Origin of the sequence: Streptomyces durmitorensis, from assembly GCF_023498005.1 — a bacterium.
Taxonomy (GTDB): domain Bacteria; phylum Actinomycetota; class Actinomycetes; order Streptomycetales; family Streptomycetaceae; genus Streptomyces; species Streptomyces durmitorensis.
Window position 1 is genome coordinate 8,491,897 of sequence record NZ_CP097289.1, and the last position, 16,537, is coordinate 8,508,433.

At 71.7% G+C, this 16,537-nt stretch carries 14 protein-coding genes; 11 read left to right on the plus strand and 3 right to left on the minus strand.

Annotated features, from left to right (window positions below; translation table 11 throughout):
- The first annotated feature begins 2 nt into the window (after positions 1-2).
- Positions 3-1,502 carry an acyl-CoA synthetase gene (locus M4V62_RS38005; protein ID WP_249591734.1) on the plus strand — a complete coding sequence of 500 codons (1,500 nt, stop codon included), beginning with the start codon at positions 3-5 and terminating at the stop codon, positions 1,500-1,502.
- 11 nt (positions 1,503-1,513) lie between these two features.
- Here the strand turns inward: M4V62_RS38005 and paaK are convergent, their stop codons facing one another.
- Positions 1,514-2,800, minus strand: coding sequence for a phenylacetate--CoA ligase PaaK (gene paaK / locus M4V62_RS38010; protein ID WP_249591735.1), 1,287 nt, complete (start codon positions 2,798-2,800; stop codon positions 1,514-1,516).
- 177 nt (positions 2,801-2,977) lie between these two features.
- Between paaK and M4V62_RS38015 the strand changes: the two genes are divergently transcribed.
- Together M4V62_RS38015 and M4V62_RS38020 are read left to right on the plus strand one after the other, a co-directional pair.
- Positions 2,978-3,823 (plus strand): alpha/beta fold hydrolase, encoded by an 846-nt coding sequence (locus M4V62_RS38015; RefSeq protein WP_249591736.1) that lies wholly within the window; start codon positions 2,978-2,980, stop codon positions 3,821-3,823.
- A gap of 64 nt (positions 3,824-3,887) precedes the next feature.
- On the plus strand, positions 3,888-4,457 hold the full coding sequence (locus M4V62_RS38020; RefSeq protein ID WP_249591737.1) for a chorismate mutase: 570 nt from the start codon (positions 3,888-3,890) through the stop codon (positions 4,455-4,457).
- Between the two features lie 158 nt (positions 4,458-4,615).
- Here the strand turns inward: M4V62_RS38020 and M4V62_RS38025 are convergent, their stop codons facing one another.
- Positions 4,616-6,235, minus strand: coding sequence for an acyl-CoA synthetase (locus M4V62_RS38025; RefSeq protein WP_249591738.1), 1,620 nt, complete (start codon positions 6,233-6,235; stop codon positions 4,616-4,618).
- A gap of 214 nt (positions 6,236-6,449) precedes the next feature.
- Between M4V62_RS38025 and M4V62_RS38030 the strand changes: the two genes are divergently transcribed.
- The 6 genes from M4V62_RS38030 (at position 6,450) to M4V62_RS38055 (ending at position 12,043) form a co-directional block, all read left to right on the plus strand.
- Positions 6,450-7,250: a crotonase/enoyl-CoA hydratase family protein gene (locus tag M4V62_RS38030; RefSeq protein ID WP_249591739.1), complete on the plus strand. Its 801-nt coding sequence runs from the start codon at positions 6,450-6,452 to the stop codon at positions 7,248-7,250.
- Between the two features lie 111 nt (positions 7,251-7,361).
- The gene (locus M4V62_RS38035) at positions 7,362-8,309 is read left to right on the plus strand and encodes a Zn-ribbon domain-containing OB-fold protein (RefSeq protein ID WP_249591740.1); all 948 of its coding nucleotides are present in this window, start codon (positions 7,362-7,364) and stop codon (positions 8,307-8,309) included.
- On the plus strand, positions 8,310-9,398 hold the full coding sequence (locus M4V62_RS38040) for a thiolase domain-containing protein (protein WP_425575158.1): 1,089 nt from the start codon (positions 8,310-8,312) through the stop codon (positions 9,396-9,398).
- Positions 9,399-9,406: 8 nt separating this feature from the next.
- On the plus strand, positions 9,407-10,573 hold the full coding sequence (locus M4V62_RS38045; protein WP_249593178.1) for a thiolase domain-containing protein: 1,167 nt from the start codon (positions 9,407-9,409) through the stop codon (positions 10,571-10,573).
- Positions 10,574-10,680: 107 nt separating this feature from the next.
- On the plus strand, positions 10,681-10,944 hold the full coding sequence (locus tag M4V62_RS38050) for a DUF397 domain-containing protein (protein WP_249591741.1): 264 nt from the start codon (positions 10,681-10,683) through the stop codon (positions 10,942-10,944).
- Between the two features lie 169 nt (positions 10,945-11,113).
- Positions 11,114-12,043, plus strand: coding sequence for a universal stress protein (locus tag M4V62_RS38055; protein ID WP_249591742.1), 930 nt, complete (start codon positions 11,114-11,116; stop codon positions 12,041-12,043).
- Positions 12,044-12,067: 24 nt separating this feature from the next.
- On the opposite strand, the gene M4V62_RS38060 is transcribed toward M4V62_RS38055, so the two are convergent.
- Positions 12,068-12,799 carry a leucine-rich repeat domain-containing protein gene (locus M4V62_RS38060; RefSeq protein ID WP_249591743.1) on the minus strand — a complete coding sequence of 244 codons (732 nt, stop codon included), beginning with the start codon at positions 12,797-12,799 and terminating at the stop codon, positions 12,068-12,070.
- A gap of 158 nt (positions 12,800-12,957) precedes the next feature.
- Between M4V62_RS38060 and M4V62_RS38065 the strand changes: the two genes are divergently transcribed.
- Both M4V62_RS38065 and M4V62_RS38070 read left to right on the plus strand, forming a co-directional pair.
- On the plus strand, positions 12,958-15,861 hold the full coding sequence (locus M4V62_RS38065; RefSeq protein ID WP_249591744.1) for an ATP-binding protein: 2,904 nt from the start codon (positions 12,958-12,960) through the stop codon (positions 15,859-15,861).
- A gap of 84 nt (positions 15,862-15,945) precedes the next feature.
- Positions 15,946-16,446: a hypothetical protein gene (locus tag M4V62_RS38070; protein WP_249591745.1), complete on the plus strand. Its 501-nt coding sequence runs from the start codon at positions 15,946-15,948 to the stop codon at positions 16,444-16,446.
- Positions 16,447-16,537 lie beyond the last annotated feature (91 nt).

Consider the following 16,537-nt stretch of genomic DNA (forward strand, 5'->3'; position numbering starts at 1 on the left):
CCATGACGGGTGTACGCAGCAATACGGTCGACGGGGTCCTTCGGCGGAGCGCGCGGCGCGTGCCGGGGCGAGTGGCTCTGCGCTATGGGGAGCGGGTCTGGACGTACGCGGAGCTGGACGAAGCCGTCTCGCGCGCGGCCCAGGCGCTGTGCGCCGAGGGGCTCGGCCACGGTGACCGCGTCGCCGCCTACGCGCACAACTCGGACGCCTATCTCATCGGATTCCTGGCCTGCTCGCGGGCGGGCCTTGTCCATGTGCCGGTCAACCAGAACCTCGTCAGGGACGACCTGGCGTACATCGTGGGGCAGTCGGGCAGCTCCCTGGTCCTCGCCGATCCGGACCTCGCCCCACGCCTTCCCGGCGACGTCCGCGTGCTCCCCCTGCGCGACACGGACGACTCGCTGCTCGCGCGGCTCGCGGGCGCGGCGGCGTACGACGGAGAGGCACCCGGCGCCGACGACCTCGCCCAGCTGCTCTACACCTCCGGCACCACCGCGCTCCCCAAGGGCGCGATGATGACGCACCGCGCCCTCGTGCACGAGTACGTCAGTGCCATCACCGCCCTCGATCTCAAGGAGACGGACAAGCCCGTCCACTCGCTGCCGCTCTACCACTCGGCACAGATGCACGTCTTCCTGCTGCCGTACCTCGCGGTGGGCGCCGAGAACACGATCATCGACGCGCCCGACGCCGAGCGGATCTTCGAGCTCGTCGAGGCGGGCCGCGCCGACAGCCTCTTCGCGCCGCCCACGGTGTGGATCGGCCTCTCGAACCACCCCGGCTTCGCCACCCGTGACCTCGCCGGCCTGCGCAAGGCCTACTACGGGGCGTCGATCATGCCCGTCCCTGTCCTGGAGCGGCTGCGCGCACGGCTGCCGTCGCTCGGCTTCTACAACTGCTTCGGGCAGAGCGAGATCGGCCCCCTCGCCACGGTCCTCGGGCCCGAGGAGCACGAGGGGCGGATGGACTCCTGCGGGCGGCCGGTCCTCTTCGTCGAGGCACGGGTAGTCGACGAGCGTGGCGCCGAGGTGCCCGACGGCACGCAGGGCGAAGTCGTCTACCGCTCGCCGCAGTTGTGCGAGGGCTACTGGGACAAGCCCGAGGAGACCAAGGAGGCGTTCCGTGACGGATGGTTCCACTCCGGGGACCTCGCCGTGCGGGACGAGGAGGGCTACTTCACGGTCGTCGACCGGGTGAAGGACGTCATCAACTCCGGCGGCGTCCTCGTCGCGTCGCGCCAGGTCGAGGACGCGCTCTACACCCACGAGCGGGTCGCCGAGACGGCCGTGATCGGCCTGCCGGACGAGCGCTGGATCGAGGCGGTCACCGCCGTCGTCGTACGCAACGGAGACGTCACCGAAGCCGAACTCATCGACCACGCGCGCGAGAAGCTCGCCCACTTCAAGGCGCCCAAACGGGTCCTCTTCGTGGACGAGCTGCCGCGCAACGCGAGCGGGAAGATCCTCAAGCGGGAGCTGCGGGACCGCTTCAGCGCGTCGTAGGCGCTCCTGGTCTATTTGTCCCGAAGGTCCACGATCCGCTTGAACTTGCCCACCGACCGCTCGATCGTCTCCGGATCGACGATCTCGACCGCCACCGAGACGCCGATGCCGTCCTTCACCGCCGACGCGATCTCCCGTGCCGCCGCCTCGCGCCGCTCGGGCGTCGTGTCCGCGCGGGACTCGGCCCGGACCGTCAGCGCGTCCATGCGGCCCTCGCGGGTCAGCCGCAGCTGGAAGTACGGGGCGACGCCCGGGGTCCGCAGGACGATCTCCTCCACCTGCGTGGGGAAGAGGTTCACGCCGCGCAGGATCACCATGTCGTCCGTGCGGCCCGTGACCTTCTCCATCCGGCGGAAGGTGCGTGCGGTGCCGGGCAGGAGGCGCGTCAGGTCGCGTGTGCGGTAGCGGACGACGGGCATGGCCTCCTTGGTGAGGGAGGTGAAGACCAGCTCGCCGCGCTCGCCGTCCGGCAGCACCTCACCGGTGATCGGGTCCACCACCTCCGGATAGAAGTGGTCCTCCCAGATGTGCAGGCCGTCCTTGGTCTCCACGCACTCCTGGGCGACACCGGGGCCGATGACCTCGGAGAGCCCGTATATGTCGACGGCGTCGATCGCGAACCGCTCCTCGATCTCGCGGCGCATCTCCTCCGTCCACGGCTCGGCGCCGAAGATGCCGACCTTGAGGGACGTCGTGCGCGGGTCGACGCCCTGGCGCTCGAACTCCTCCAGGAGCGTCAGCATGTACGACGGGGTCACCATGATGATCTCGGGGCGGAAGTCCTGGATCAGCTGGACCTGGCGCGCCGTCATGCCGCCGGACGCCGGGATCACCGTGCAGCCCAGACGCTCGGCGCCGTAGTGCGCGCCGAGGCCGCCGGTGAACAGGCCGTAGCCGTACGCCACATGGACCTTGTGGCCGGGGCGGCCGCCCGCCGCGCGGATCGAGCGGGCGACGACGTCCGCCCACATCGACAGGTCCTGCTCGGTGTAGCCGACGACCGTGGGCCGCCCCGTGGTGCCGCTGGACGCGTGCAGGCGCCGCACCTCGGACTGCTCGACCGCGAACATACCGAAGGGGTAGTTGTCCCGCAGATCGGTCTTGGCCGTGAACGGGAAGCGGGCCAGGTCGCCGAGTGAACGGCAGTCGTCGGGGCGCAGTCCCGCCTTGTCGAACGCCGCCCGGTAGAAGGGCACGTTCTCGTACGCGTGCAGCAAGGTGTCCTGCAGGCGTTCCAGCTGCAGCGCCTCGAGCTCCTCGCGCCCGAGGCGCTCCGCCGCGTCCAGCATGGCCGTCATATGGATGCTCTCCCGTCCCAAACGGGCGACCGATCATTCGGTCGTGGATCTTCTGTCGAGGTCAGTAATCCAGCCCCGGGGGCGGCCGTCAAGAGATCGCGCAGGGCCGCATTGAGCTGGGGCGCTGTCTCCGAACGGCATTGTCCGGGTGCGGCGCGAGATGTGATGATCACCCCCATGCCGACATTCACCGCATACGACGGGACCGAGCTCGCCTACCACGAGAAGGGGGAGGGCGAGCCGCTGCTCTGTGTTCCGGGCGGCCCCATGCGCGCCTCCGCCTACTTCGGCGACCTCGGCGGCCTGACGGCGCACCGCCGCCTGATCTTGCTCGATCTGCGCGGCACGGGCGACTCCGCGGTGCCCGCCGACACGGCGACGTACCGCTGCGACCGGCTCGTGGACGACGTCGAGGCGCTGCGCGAGCATCTGGGCCTCGACGAGATCGACCTGCTCGGCCATTCGGCGGCGGGCAACATCGCCACGCTGTACGCGGCGCGCCATCCGAAGCGGGTCCGCCGCCTCGTCCTGATCACCCCGGCCACCCAGTCGCTCGGCCTCACGCCGGGCGCGCGGGATCACCGTGACGCCGCGGCGGCGCACAAGGGCGAGCCCTGGTACCCGGCCGCCGAGGCCGCCCTGAAGGAGATCGAGGGCGGGCGCAGCCCCCTTGAGGTGTGGGACGCGATCGTCCCCCTCGCCTACGGCCGCTGGGACGACGCGGCGCGGGCGCACCAGGCGGCGAGCGCGAGGGAGAAGAACGCCGAGGCGGCCGCCCTGTTCTACGGCGACGGCGCGTTCGACCCGCCCGCCACGCGCGAAGCCCTGGCCGGTCTGGCGGCGCCGGTGCTCGTGCTCGCGGGTGAGTACGACGGTGCGCCCAACCCCGCGCACGCGGAGGAGTTCGCCGGGTACTTCCCGGGCGGCGTGCGCCAAGTGCAGCCGGGCGGTGGGCACTTCCCGTGGCTGGACGATCCGGAGTGGTTCGCGCGGCGCGTGGCAGGATTCCTCGCGCAGGACTGAGAAGACCGAGGAGAGCACAGTGCGTTTTTCCGCGTCCGTGGGGCGTTTGTTCACCGCTGGGGCCGTGGGTGTGGCTCTGCTGGCCGGAAGCGGGGGTGCTGCCGTTGCCGCTCCGTCGCCGCGGTCCGCGGCCGTAGCCCCCGCGGGGTCGTACGAGCGGCTCCATCCGCTGGTCGATCTCGCCGCCCAGCGGCTGGCCACCGCCGATCTCGTCGCCGCCGCGAAGTACGGCACCGGCAGCCCCGTCGACGACCCTGCCCGTGAGAAGCAGGTCCTTGACGATGTCGCGCGGCAGGCACGGGAGTTGGGTGCCGATCCCGAGGCGACCGTGCGGATCTTCCGGGACCAGATCGAGGCCAACAAGGTGGTGCAGCGGGAGCTGCACCGGCGGTGGGACGCCGATCCTTCGCAGGTGCCTGCGGAGAAGCCGGACCTCGGGGAGGTTCGCAAGGAGATCAACCGGGTGAACGGGGAGTTGGTGCGGGGGATCGCCGACTCTGCTGCCGCGCGTTCGGCGCCGTCCTGCCGTGGGCTTGTGACCGTGGCGGGCGTACGGGTTCGCCATGAGCGGCAGCTTGACCTGCTGCACACCGTGGCTCTGGAGCGTGCGCTTCGGTCTGTGTGTGCGGGCTGACTCGCTTCCGGGCCGCCGCTTCGCGGCGGATTCTCTCCCGCCCACCCACCCGATTGCCCCGTGGTGGAGTCGGTTGGGGCGGGGGTGGGTGGGGTTGCCCGATGCACAGGGGCGATGTTGGTGGGGGGTGGAGGGGCGTTGCCCGATTGCCCGCGATCTCAGTGGCCCGCCCCCGCCGCCACCGCCTTCGCCCACCGGTAGTCCGCCTTGCCGCTCGGTGAGCGTTGGATCTCCGTGGTGAAGACCACCGCTCGCGGGATCTTGTAGCCGGCCAGGCGCGTACGGCAGTGGGTCTGGATGGCCTCCAGGTCCAACGGGGCGGCACCGTGCCGGAGTTGGACCACCGCGGCCACCCGATTGCCCCAGCGTTCGTCGGGGACTCCGGCGACCAGCGCGTCGTACACGTCCGGATGGGACTTGAGCGCCTGCTCGACCTCCTCCGGATACACCTTCTCGCCGCCGGTGTTGATGCACTGCGAGCCGCGTCCGAGGACGGTGACTATGCCGTCCTCGTCGACCGTCGCCATGTCGCCGAGCAGCACCCAGCGCTCGTCGCCCTTCTGGAAGAAGGTCTCGGCGGTCTTCACCGGGTCGTTGTAGTAGCCGAGCGGCACATGGCCGCGCTGGGCCAGGCGGCCCGGTACGCCCACCGGCACCGGATCGTGCGTGACCAGATCCACCACCTGCGTACGCTCGTTGACCTCCAGGCGGAAGCCCTTCTCGGGGCCCGAGTCGTCCGTCGCCTTGCCGTTGGAACCCGACTCGGACGAGCCGAAGTTGTTCAGGAGCAGGACGTTCGGGGCCAGTTCCTGGAACTGGGCGCGCACCGTCTCCGACATGATCGCCCCGGAGGACGAGACGCTGAAGAGCGACGACAGGTCGGTTCCCTTGAGCGGGCCGTGCAGGGCGTCGATGAGGGGCCTGAGCATCGCGTCGCCCACCAGCGAGACGCTGGAGACCTTCTCCCGCTCGATGGTGCGGAGCACCTCTTCGGGGACGTACTTGCGGTGAATGGCCACCCGCTGGCCGTAGTTGAAGGCGATGAACGACGTCAGCGTCGACGTGCCGTGCATCAGCGGGGGAGCGGGGAAGAACGTGATGCCGGGGCCGCCCGCCGCGACGCGCTCGGCCAGTTCCTCGGGGCGCTTCACCGGCTCGCCCGCGGGTTCGCCGCCGAAGAGCCCGGCGAAGAACAGGTCCTCCTGGCGCCACATGACGCCCTTGGGCATGCCGGTGGTGCCGCCGGTGTAGATGATGAACAGGTCGTCGGCCGAGCGCGCCGGGAACCCGCGCTCCTGCGAACCTGCGGCCTCCGCCTCGGAGAAGGCCACCACGTCGAGCGCGGGCGCGTCGGCCGGCGGGGTCCCCACCCGCACCAGATGCCGCAGCTTCTCCGCGCGCGGCAGCGCGGCCGCGACCCGCTCGGTGAACTCCGCGTCGAAGACGAGGGCGGCGAGGTCCGCGTCGCGGTAGAGGTAGACCAACTCCTCCTCCACGTAGCGGTAGTTGACGTTGACCGGGACGAGGCGAGCCTTGAGGCAGGCGAGCACCGTCTGGAGGTACTCGACGCCGTTGTAGAGGTGGAGCCCCAGGTGTTCGCCCGGCTTGAGGCCGCTGTCGATCAGGTGGTGCGCGAGGCGGTTGGCGGCCCGGTCGAGCTCGGCGTACGTCAGCCTGCGTTCCGCCCCGGTGCCGGGGTGATCGATGTACACGAGCGCCTCGCGGTCGGGGACCACGTCGACGACCGACTCGAACAGGTCGGCAAGGTTGTACTCCACCGCTCCTCCTGACCCCGGAGTCATCTCTTCTGGCGGTCATCAGAGCAGAGGCACCCACAAGTGGGAAGGGTGCTCGTTCAAGAAATCTGACTGACTGTCAGAAAACTATTGAACTGGCTCCCCGCCTACTGCAACCTGTTCCAGGTCCGAAGCCGACAGCAGATGGCCGACGCGGGCCGGCCGTCGACGAGCCGTCACGAGAGGGAGCACGGCCATGGGTGGGACGGAACATCTCGCTGTACGGCGCGAAGGCGCCACACTGATACTCACGCTCAACCGGCCGGAGGCGAAGAACGCGCTCTCGCTGCCGATGCTGGTGGGTCTCTACGACGGCTGGGTGGCCGCCGACGAGGACGACACGATCCGCTCCGTCGTGCTCACCGGGGCGGGCGGCGCGTTCTGCGCGGGCATGGACCTCAAGGCCCTCGCGGGCAAGGGGATGGACGGCGAGCAGTACCGGGACCGGATGAAGGCCGACCCCGATCTGCACTGGAAGGCGATGCTGCGCCACCACCGCCCCCGCAAACCGGTCATCGCCGCGGTCGAGGGGTACTGCGTCGCGGGTGGCACGGAGATCCTCCAGGGCACCGACATCCGCGTCGCGGGCGAGTCCGCGACGTTCGGGCTCTTCGAGGTCAAGCGCGGCCTCTTCCCGATCGGCGGCTCGACCGTGCGGCTCCCGCGCCAGATTCCTCGTACGCACGCGCTGGAGATGCTGCTCACCGGGCGGCCCTACTCGGCGGCCGAGGCCGCCTCGATCGGCCTCGTCGGCCACGTCGTCCCGGACGGCACCGCCCTGGAGAAGGCGCTCGTCATCGCCGAGCAGATCAACGCCTGCGGGCCACTCGCCGTGGAGGCGGTGAAGGCGTCCGTGTACGAGGCCGCCGAGATGACGGAGGCGGACGGCCTGGCGGCCGAGCTGAAGCGGGGGTGGCCCATCTTCGACACCGCCGATGCGAAGGAGGGCTCCAGAGCCTTTGCGGAGAAGCGTCCCCCGGAGTTTCGGCGCGCCTAGGTCTCGTTTCGCCTGCGGGTCCGTCGTGGCTGGTCGCGCAGTTCCCCGCGCCCCTGACGGGGCGACCCTCCCTCTCCGTCCCCATCGTCGCCGAGAAACGGAGTCCGTCCCATGCCAACCGAAGTGCTGCGTGCCCCTCTTGTGGTCGAGTTTCCCTTCACCCGGTCCCTCGGGCCGGTGCAGAGCGCGTTCCTGACCGGGTTGCGCGAACGCACCGTGCTGGGCGTGAAGACCAAGGACGGCAGGACACTCGTCCCGCCCGTCGAGTACGACCCCGTGACCGCCGACGAGATCCGTGACCTCGTCGAGGTCGGTGCCACCGGCACCGTCACCACCTGGGCCTGGAACCACGAACCCCGCAGGGGCCAGCCCCTGGACACTCCCTTCGCCTGGGTCCTGGTGCGGCTCGACGGCGCCGACACCGCTCTGCTGCACGCCCTGGACGCCCCTGGCCCCGATGAGGTTAGGACCGGCATGCGGGTCCGGATCCGCTGGGCCGCCGAGCGCACCGGTGCCATCACCGACATCGCCTGCTTCGAGGCGTACGAAGGGGCGGTGGGAGGTGAAGTGGGGCCGCACGACGGGGAGTTCAGCGACCTCGTCACCGGCATCGTCGCCCACGCCCGCCTCGACTACACCTACGCGCCGGGCCGCGCCCAGACCGCCTACATCAACGCCCTCTCCGACCAAAAGACCGTCGGCGAGCGCTGCCCCTCCTGCCACAAGGTCTACGTCCCGCCGCGCGGCGCCTGCCCCACCTGCGGCGTCGCCACGACCGAGCGGGTCGAGGTCGGGCCGCGCGGCACCGTCACCACGTACTGCATCGTCAACATCAAGGCGAAGAACCTCGACATCGAAGTGCCCTACGTCTACGCGCACATCGCCCTCGACGGCGCCGACCTCGCCCTGCACGCCCGCATCGCGGGCATCCCCTACGACCAGGTGCGGATGGGCCTTCGCGTCGAACCGGTGTGGACCGAGGGCGGCCGCTTCCCCGATCACTACCGGCCCACGGGCGAGCCGGACGCCGCCTACGACACGTACAAGGAGCTGGTGTAGATGCCGTCCGCGAAGCCGTCCGCGAGGCCGTCCGTGATGCGGCCCGTCCGCGACATCGCCATCGTGGCCTTCGGGCAGACCGACCATCTGCGCTCCACCGACGAGCTCTCCGAGGTGGAGATGCTCATGCCGGTCCTGCACCAGGTCCTCGCCGCCACCGGCCTGAAGACGAGCGACATCGGCTTCACCTGCTCCGGTTCCTCGGACTATCTCGCCGGGCGCGCCTTCTCCTTCACCATGGCGCTCGACGGGGTGGGGGCCTGGCCGCCGATCTCCGAGTCGCACGTCGAGATGGACGGGGCCTGGGCGCTGTACGAGGCGTGGACCAAGCTGCTCACCGGCGAGGCCGACACCGCGCTCGTGTACTCCTACGGAAAGTCGTCCCCCGGGTCGGTGCGTGACGTGCTGACCCGGCAGCTCGACCCGTACTACGTGGCGCCCCTCTGGCCGGACTCGGTCGCTCTCGCGGCCCTCCAGGCGCAGGCCCTGATCGACGCGGGGGACGCCGACGAACCCGCGCTCGCCGGGGTGGCGGCGCGCAGCCGCCAGGACGCCTCCGCCAACTCCCATGCGCAGCTGAGGGGTTCGGTCGCCCAAGGGGATTACGTCGTACGTCCGCTGCGCACCGGCGACTGCCCGCCCATCGGGGACGGGGCCGCCGCCGTGATCCTCGCGGCAGGGGAGCGGGCCCGTGACCTGTGCGAGCGGCCCGCGTGGATCCGCGGGATCGACCACCGCGTCGAGGCGCACAGCCTCGGCGTGCGCGACCTCACCGACTCGCCGTCGAGCCGCCTGGCCGCCGAGCGGGCCGGAGCATTCGAACGGCCCGTGGACACCGCCGAGTTGCACGCGCCGTTCACCTCCCAGGAGGTCGTCCTGCGCAAGGCGCTGAAACTGGGCGCCGATGTCGCGGTGAACCCCTCCGGGGGTGCGCTCGCCGCGAACCCCGTCATGGCCGCCGGGCTCATCCGGCTCGGTGAGGCCGCCGCCCGGATCCACCGGGGCGAGTCGGACCGGGCCCTCGCGCACGCCACTTCCGGCCCCTGCCTCCAGCAGAACCTGGTCGCCGTCCTCGAAGGAGATTCGTGATGAATGGGGTGGGCAAGGAGCCCGTGGCCGTCGTCGGTATCGGCCAGACCAAGCACGTCGCGGCCCGGCGGGACGTCTCGATCGCGGGACTCGTCCGCGAGGCCGCTCAAGCCGCCCTCGCGGACGCCGAGTTGACGTGGGCCGACATCGACGCCGTGGTCATCGGCAAGGCGCCCGACTTCTTCGAGGGCGTGATGATGCCCGAGCTGTACCTCGCCGACGCGCTCGGCGCGGTGGGCAAGCCGATGCTGCGCGTCCACACGGCGGGCTCCGTCGGCGGCTCCACGGCACTGGTCGCGTCGAACCTGGTCGCGGGCCGGGTCCACGGCACCGTCCTGACCCTCGCCTTCGAAAAGCAGTCGGAATCCAACGCGATGTGGGGGCTCTCCCTGCCCGTCCCCTTCCAGCAGCCGCTCCTCGCGGGTGCGGGCGGCTTCTTCGCCCCGCACGTGCGCGCGTACATGCGGCGCACCGGCGCCCCCGACACGGTCGGCTCGCTCGTCGCCTACAAGGACCGGCGCAACGCCCTGAAGAACCCCTACGCCCATCTGCACGAGCAGGACATCACCCTGGAGAAGGTCCAGGCGTCGCCGATGCTCTGGGACCCGATCCGCTACTCCGAGACCTGCCCGTCGTCCGACGGGGCCTGCGCGATGATCCTCACCGACCGTGCGGGCGCGGCCCGTTCGCCCCGGCCGCCGGCCTGGATGCACGGCGGCGCCATGCGCAGCGAACCGACCCTCTTCGCGGGCAAGGACTTCGTGTCGCCGCAGGCGGGCAAGGACTGCGCCGCCGACGTCTACCGGCAGGCGGGGGTCACGGACCCGCGGCGCGACATCGACGCCGTCGAGATGTACGTGCCGTTCTCCTGGTACGAGCCGATGTGGCTGGAGAACCTGGGCTTCGCCGCGGAGGGCGAGGGCTGGAAGCTGACCGAGTCGGGCGTGACGGAGCTGGACGGCGATCTGCCCGTCAACATGTCGGGCGGTGTCCTGTCCACCAATCCCATCGGCGCCTCGGGCATGATCCGCTTCGCCGAAGCGGCACTTCAGGTGCGCGGCCAGGCGGGCGAGCACCAGATCGACGGGGCCCGCAGGGCGCTCGGGCACGCCTACGGAGGCGGCTCGCAGTTCTTCTCCATGTGGCTGGTCGGCGCGGAGCCGCCCACCACGTGAGGGGGCCGCCGGGCCGGACAGGCGGCCGTCCTCCTTCCGCGGCCTGTCCGGCATCGGAACCGAAAGCTAGGCTGGCGGGCGGACGACGCATCGGGAGGAGCACGGACGTGGCCGAAGGCACCATTCAGCAGCATCCGCTCGCAGGTCAGCAGCGCCCGCTCGCAGGCTGGGACAAGCCGGAGCTCGACCTCAGCACAGCAGACTGGCAATCGGGCAGTGAAGGTCGGGGTGATGTGGAGATCGCCTTTGTCGAAGGATTCATCGCGATGCGCAACGCGGGCCGCCCCGAGAGCCCGTCCCTGATCTTCACTCCGGCGGAGTGGGGAGCGTTCGTGCACGGCGCGCGTGCGGGGGAGTTCGACCTGACGTAGGCCGTGTGGGGCGTTGTGGACCCTCGTCTCCGGCTGTCGCCACCACTCACGGCCCCTGCCGTGCTGACCTGGTGACTTTGGACTCTGCCCCCGGCCCGCCTCCTGGGCGAGGCCGGGACCACAAGCAGAGCCGGTCGACCTTGGCCTTGCGCCGGAGACGAGGAAAGCCATGAGTGGCGACGCGCCCGTTGAACCTGTTGTGGTGGCCGTCGACGGCTCGGCAGGCAGCGACCACGCCCTGGAATGGGCGCTGACCGCGGCGCGACTGCGGGGAACGCCGCTGCGGATCGTGCATGTGCGGCAGTACGCGATGCCGCTGGCCGACGGTCCGCACATGCCGACCATCGACCACCGGCTCGACGCCGACCCGGTCATCGACCGCACACGCCGGGCCCTGGAACGCCGCCCGGAACTGCCTCCCCTGGACTTCGCCGTAGTGGAGGGCGCCCCGGGGCGTGACGTCCCCAGGCTCGGTGACGGGGCGCGGCTGCTGGTGCTCGGCTCACGCGGGCGGGGTGGCTTCGCCAGTCTGCTGCTCGGCTCGAAGGGGCTCGCGAGCGCGCGGGAGGCGGCGTGCCCCGTGGTGGTGGTGCGACCGGGTGACAAGCTGACGGCGGGCGACGAGCTGACGGCGGGCGACGAGCTGGCGGCGGGCGCCGAGCCGTGCGTGGTCCTAGGCCTCGACGCGCTCTCCCCGCACGACGAGACGATCGGCTTCGCCTTCGAGGAGGCGGCGCTGCGGGGCGCGGTGCTCCGGGTCGTCTGCGCCTATCCCGGGCCCGTCCTCGTCTACACCGCCACCGGCGACTTCGTGACGTCGGCGGAGGCGGACGCGGCGACATCGGCGCGGTACACGGAACTCGCAGGCGAGCAGCTCGCGCCCTTCCAGGAGCGGTATCCCCAGGTGAACGTCGAGAAGCAGATCCTGCCGGGGGACGCGGCGGGGCTGCTCGTGGAGGCGTCACGGGACGCGGAGCTCGTGGTGGTGGGGCGGCACCAGACCCGGATGCCGCTGGGGAGGCTGATGGGGTCGGTGACCAACGCGGTGCTGTTGCATGCGCGGGGTGCGGTGGCCGTGGTGCCTCTGGAGTCCCGGTAGGGCCACAGGTACGAGTCCCATGGCTCACCGCAGCACCACGCACCCCCGCCCCTCCAGCCTCACCAGCAGCTCCCGCGGCACGGTGACGTCGTTCCAGCGCAGGTCCAGCTTCTCCAGCGCGGGCAGGTCGCCGATCCAGGGCGGGAGTTCGCGCAGCAGGTTCGCCCGCAGGTCCAGCCTCCGCAGCAAGGGCAGACCGCGCAGCGCCTCCGGCACCGTCGTGAACCGGTTCTCGCGCAGCTCCAGTTCGCGCAGGTTGCCCAGGTGGCCGACCGGGGCGGGGAGCGAGGTGAGGCGATTGCCGCGCAGCCACAGTTCGCGCAGGGCCGCGAGGCCGCCGAGCGACGCGGGGACCGAGTCCAGGCGGTTGTGCTGGGCGCGCAGCTCGACCAGGGCCTCCAGTGATCCCAGGGTGTCCGGCAGCGCCGTCAGCCGGTTCTCGCCGACGTTGAGGTACGTCAGCCGCTTCAGGTTGCCCAGCGACTGAGGCAGTGACGTGAGGCGGTTGTCGTGGAGGTAGAGGAAGCGGCTCAGAGCCGTCAGGTCTCCCAACTCGACCGGGATCGCGCTGAGTTGGTTGTGGCCCAGGTCCAGTGTGTGCAGTGAGGTCAAGGAGCCGATCCGCGCGGGGAGATGCGTGAGCGCGTTGTCGGGCAGGAGCAGGACCTCCAGGGACGGGTGGTGCCACACCTCGTCGGGCACCTCGCGCAGGCCGCCGTGCCAGTAGTTGAGTACGTTCTCGGTGCCGACCGCCACGTGAGGGTCCCTTCGTCCGGGGTGGATGCCACAGCCAACCGCATCGCTGTGACCGAATCGGCTCCCGGCGGGCCCTGCGGGCGTAATCTGAGGTGCCTGAAGGTCAAGGCACGCGCAGCAGGAAGCGTCCGGCGCACCACCATGGCGGAGGGTGTCCCATGGTGCATCACGTTCCCCATGGCAAGCGGACCCTCTTCGAGCGGGAAAGCGAACTCGCGGCAGTCGACGAGGCGTTGAGTGAACTGTGCGGTCTGTCGCGGGACGGCTCCGAGCCCCCGGACAGGCCCCGGGGAGCACTCATCGCCTTCGCGGGGCGCGCGGGCCTCGGCAAGACCTCCCTTCTTGCCGAGGCGCGCCGCCGCGCCGCCGTCAAGGGCTGCACCGTGGCATCGGCACGCGGCGGTGACCAGGAGCAGCGGGTCGCCTTCCACGTGGCGCGGCAGCTGGTGCAGCCCCTGCTCGCCTCCGTCCCCGACGCGGAACTGCGGGACGTACTGGGCAGTTGGTACGCCATCGTCGGCCCCGCCCTCGGGCTCTGTGCCCCGCCGGACGGCGCGCCGCCCGACCCGCAGGGGCTGCGCGACGGTCTTGACTGGGTGCTCACTCATCTCGCCGTGCAGCGTGCCCCGTTGGTGGTCGTGATCGACGACGCGCACTGGGCCGACGCCGAGTCGCTGAGCTGGCTGTCCGCCTTCGCGCCCCGCGCGGAGGCCCTGCCGCTGCTGCTCGTCGTCGCCTACCGCCCCGAGGAACTGCCCGACCACGCAGAGGAGTTCAGGGGCCTGCCCGGACGTGCCGGGCAGCGGCCCATCGGACTCGAACCGCTCAGCGCCACCGCCGTCGCCCGCCTCGTACGCGACGCGCTCGGCACCCGGGCCGACGACGCGTTCTGCCGCGAATGCTGGGCGGTCACCGCGGGCAACCCGTTCGAGGCCGTGGAGCTGGCCGCGAAGGTGCACGACCGCGGGCTCACCCCCGACGAGGCCGGTGCGCATCTGCTGCGCGATCTCGCCGCAGCCGTGAAGGGCAGTGGCCTCGTCGCCCGCCTGGAGCGGCTCGGCACCTCCACCGTCCGGTTCGCCTGGGCCTGCGCCGTCCTCGGGATCTCGGTCCCCCCGGCGCTCGCCGCCGCCGTCGCGGGCATCGGCGAGCGGGAGGCCGCCGACTGCGCCGACCGGCTGCGCCGCGCCCGCGTCCTGACCGGCGCCCACACCCTGGAGTTCGTGCACCCGTTGATCGCCACCGCCGTCTACCGCGCCATCCCCGGCGGTGTCCGCGTCGCCCTGCACGGTCAGGCGGCCTGGTGCGTGGTCAACGCGGGACTCGGCGCGTCCGCCGCGGCCCGGCATCTCCTGGAGGTCCACCCCGACGGCGACACCTGGGTCGTGCAGCAACTGCGCGCCGCCGCCCGCGAGACCGTCCGCGCGGGCGCCCCCGACGCGGCCCGCCGCTATCTCGCCCGCGCCCTGCGCGAACCCCCGCCCTGGGAGGACCGCGCCGCGGTCCTCTACGAACTGGGCTGCGCGTCCTACCTCACCGAACCGGCGACGACCGTCAACCACCTGCGTGCCGCACTCGAAGAGCCCATCACCGACCCCGTCCTGCGCAACGGCATCGTCTACCGCCTCTCCCAGGTCCTCGCCCACTCCGACCGCCTGGGCGAGGCCTCGGACACCCTCGCCCGCGAGATCCGGGTGACCACCGAGCCACGGGTGCGGATCCGGATGCAGGCCGAGCAGTTCATGTGGGACGCCTTCCGGGCCGACGAGCCGGACTCGCCCGCCCGTTCACGGCGCCTCGCCCGGCTCGCCGACCGGCTGCCCGGCCGCGATCTCACCGAGCGGTACATCATCGGGCTCCGCGCCTGGGACGCGACGCTGCGCGCCGAGCCGGCCCGGACCGCCGTCCGGCACGCCGAGCGGGCCCTGGTCGGCGGGCTCGGCTGGGCCGAGGAGGACCGGGGCTTCGAAGTCCCCGTCCTGGTCGCGCTCACCTTCCTGTACGCCGACCGTCCTGGCCGGGCCGAGGAGCTGTTCGCCGCCGGGATCGCCGACTTCGAGCGCCAGGGCTGGCGCGGCGCCCATCTGTCGTTCGCGTACACCCTTCTCGCGTACGTACGTTTCCGGCGCGGACGCCTCGCCGAAGCCGAGGACTTCGTGCGCGCCGGGCTGCGGATCGCCGAGCGAGTGGGGTCGGGAACGCCCGCGCACTGGTACGCCGTCGGCATCCTCATCGAGATCCTGCTGGCCCGCGGCCGTGTCGCCGAGGCCACGCGCACCGCCGACGCGTACGGCTTCGGGGAGCCGTTCCCCTCGGCGGTCGTCTTCCCCGACGCGCAGGCCGTGCACGGCGAACTGCTCCTCGCCCGCGGCCTCACCAAGGACGCGGCGGCCGAACTCGCCGCGGCGGGCCGCCGCCTCGACCCGCGGGGCATGCGCAACCCCGCCTGGTGCCCCTGGCAGCTCCACCTCGCGCTCGCCGAGGCCGACGACGCCCCCGAGCGCGCGCTCACCACCGCCTACGAAGCGGTCCGACGCGCCCGCAGGTTCGCCACCGCTTCGGCGATCGGCCAGGCGCTGCGGATCACCGCCGAGGTCGCGCCGGGCTCCGCGCGCGTCAAGCTCCTGGAGGAGTCCGTCAGCCATCTGGAGCGGTCGCCCGCGGCGTACGAACTCGCCTGTGCGCTGGTCTGCCTGGGCGCCGAGCTGCGTCGCGTCGGCCGCCCGAAGGACGCGGCGGACCCCCTCTACCGCGGGCTCGAAGCGGCCGTCCAGTGCGGCGCGGACGGCCTGGTCGAGCGGGCCCGCGAGGAGCTGGCGGCGGCAGGTCTTCGCCCCCGGCTGCTGCACAGCACCGAGAGGGACACGCTCACCGCGCGCGAGCGCGGCGCCGCCGCGCTCGCCGTCCGCGGGGAGCCGGCCGCCCGCATCGCCGAGGAGCTGCACACCGACGAGGCGGCCGTCGTCCGGCTGCTGTCCGCCGTGTACCGGAAAGTGGGAACGGATCACTCCGGTCTTGCCGCCGCGCTCGGTGTCCCGCCACCCCCGCTGACCTCGCGCTGAACGCCGGACCGCGCCGTGGCCGCCCCGCGCGGACCGGCGCCGCCCCCGCGCCGACAAGCACCGCGGGCCACGTACCATTGGCGCATGTCCTTCCTCCGCCGCCGCAGCTCCGCCACTCCCGCTGGCCCGGACTTCGATGTCCTGGCCATGGACCCGGGTGACTGGCCCGGCAACCTCGGCGCGGGCCTGCTGCCCGCCCCCGACGGCAGCTGCCAGGGCGTCTTCCTGCGCTACGACCTCTTCGGCGGGCGCGGCCCCGCGATGATCATCGGCAATCTGCCCGAGGGCTCCCCGGCACGCGAGATCGCCGACGACGAGGTGCCCTTCGAGGTGGCCCAGCTGATGCTCGCGCTGGAGAACGACGAGGAGATCACCGTCGTCACCACCGAGGACATGCCGGTGATGCAGGGTGACAACCTCCTCATCGTGCGCCGCCTCAAGCTCTCCGAAAGCCGTATCTCCTGCGTGCAGTTCGACCGCAGCGACGGCGTCCTGGTCACCATCGCCGCCTGGGACCGGCCGATCACCGACGATCTGTACGCCCTTCTGAAGCCGCTGCCCGCCGAGCTCTTCCAGCAGGGCTGACCCACCCCGGACCACCGCACGCCACGCACCCACCCCTTCTGCCGGAGGGGTGGGTTTTGTCATGCGCCTTGCCAGGCCAGTCATCGGACTT

Coding starts and splice junctions, on each gene's coding strand:
- M4V62_RS38005 (WP_249591734.1), top strand. CDS start 3: ATGACGGGTGTACGCAGCAATACGGTCGACGGGGTCCTTCGGCGGAGC.
- paaK (WP_249591735.1), bottom strand. CDS start 2,800: ATGACGGCCATGCTGGACGCGGCGGAGCGCCTCGGGCGCGAGGAGCTC.
- M4V62_RS38015 (WP_249591736.1), top strand. CDS start 2,978: ATGCCGACATTCACCGCATACGACGGGACCGAGCTCGCCTACCACGAG.
- M4V62_RS38030 (WP_249591739.1), top strand. CDS start 6,450: ATGGGTGGGACGGAACATCTCGCTGTACGGCGCGAAGGCGCCACACTG.
- M4V62_RS38035 (WP_249591740.1), top strand. CDS start 7,362: ATGCCAACCGAAGTGCTGCGTGCCCCTCTTGTGGTCGAGTTTCCCTTC.
- M4V62_RS38040 (WP_425575158.1), top strand. CDS start 8,310: ATGCCGTCCGCGAAGCCGTCCGCGAGGCCGTCCGTGATGCGGCCCGTC.
- M4V62_RS38055 (WP_249591742.1), top strand. CDS start 11,114: ATGAGTGGCGACGCGCCCGTTGAACCTGTTGTGGTGGCCGTCGACGGC.
- M4V62_RS38065 (WP_249591744.1), top strand. CDS start 12,958: ATGGTGCATCACGTTCCCCATGGCAAGCGGACCCTCTTCGAGCGGGAA.
- M4V62_RS38070 (WP_249591745.1), top strand. CDS start 15,946: ATGTCCTTCCTCCGCCGCCGCAGCTCCGCCACTCCCGCTGGCCCGGAC.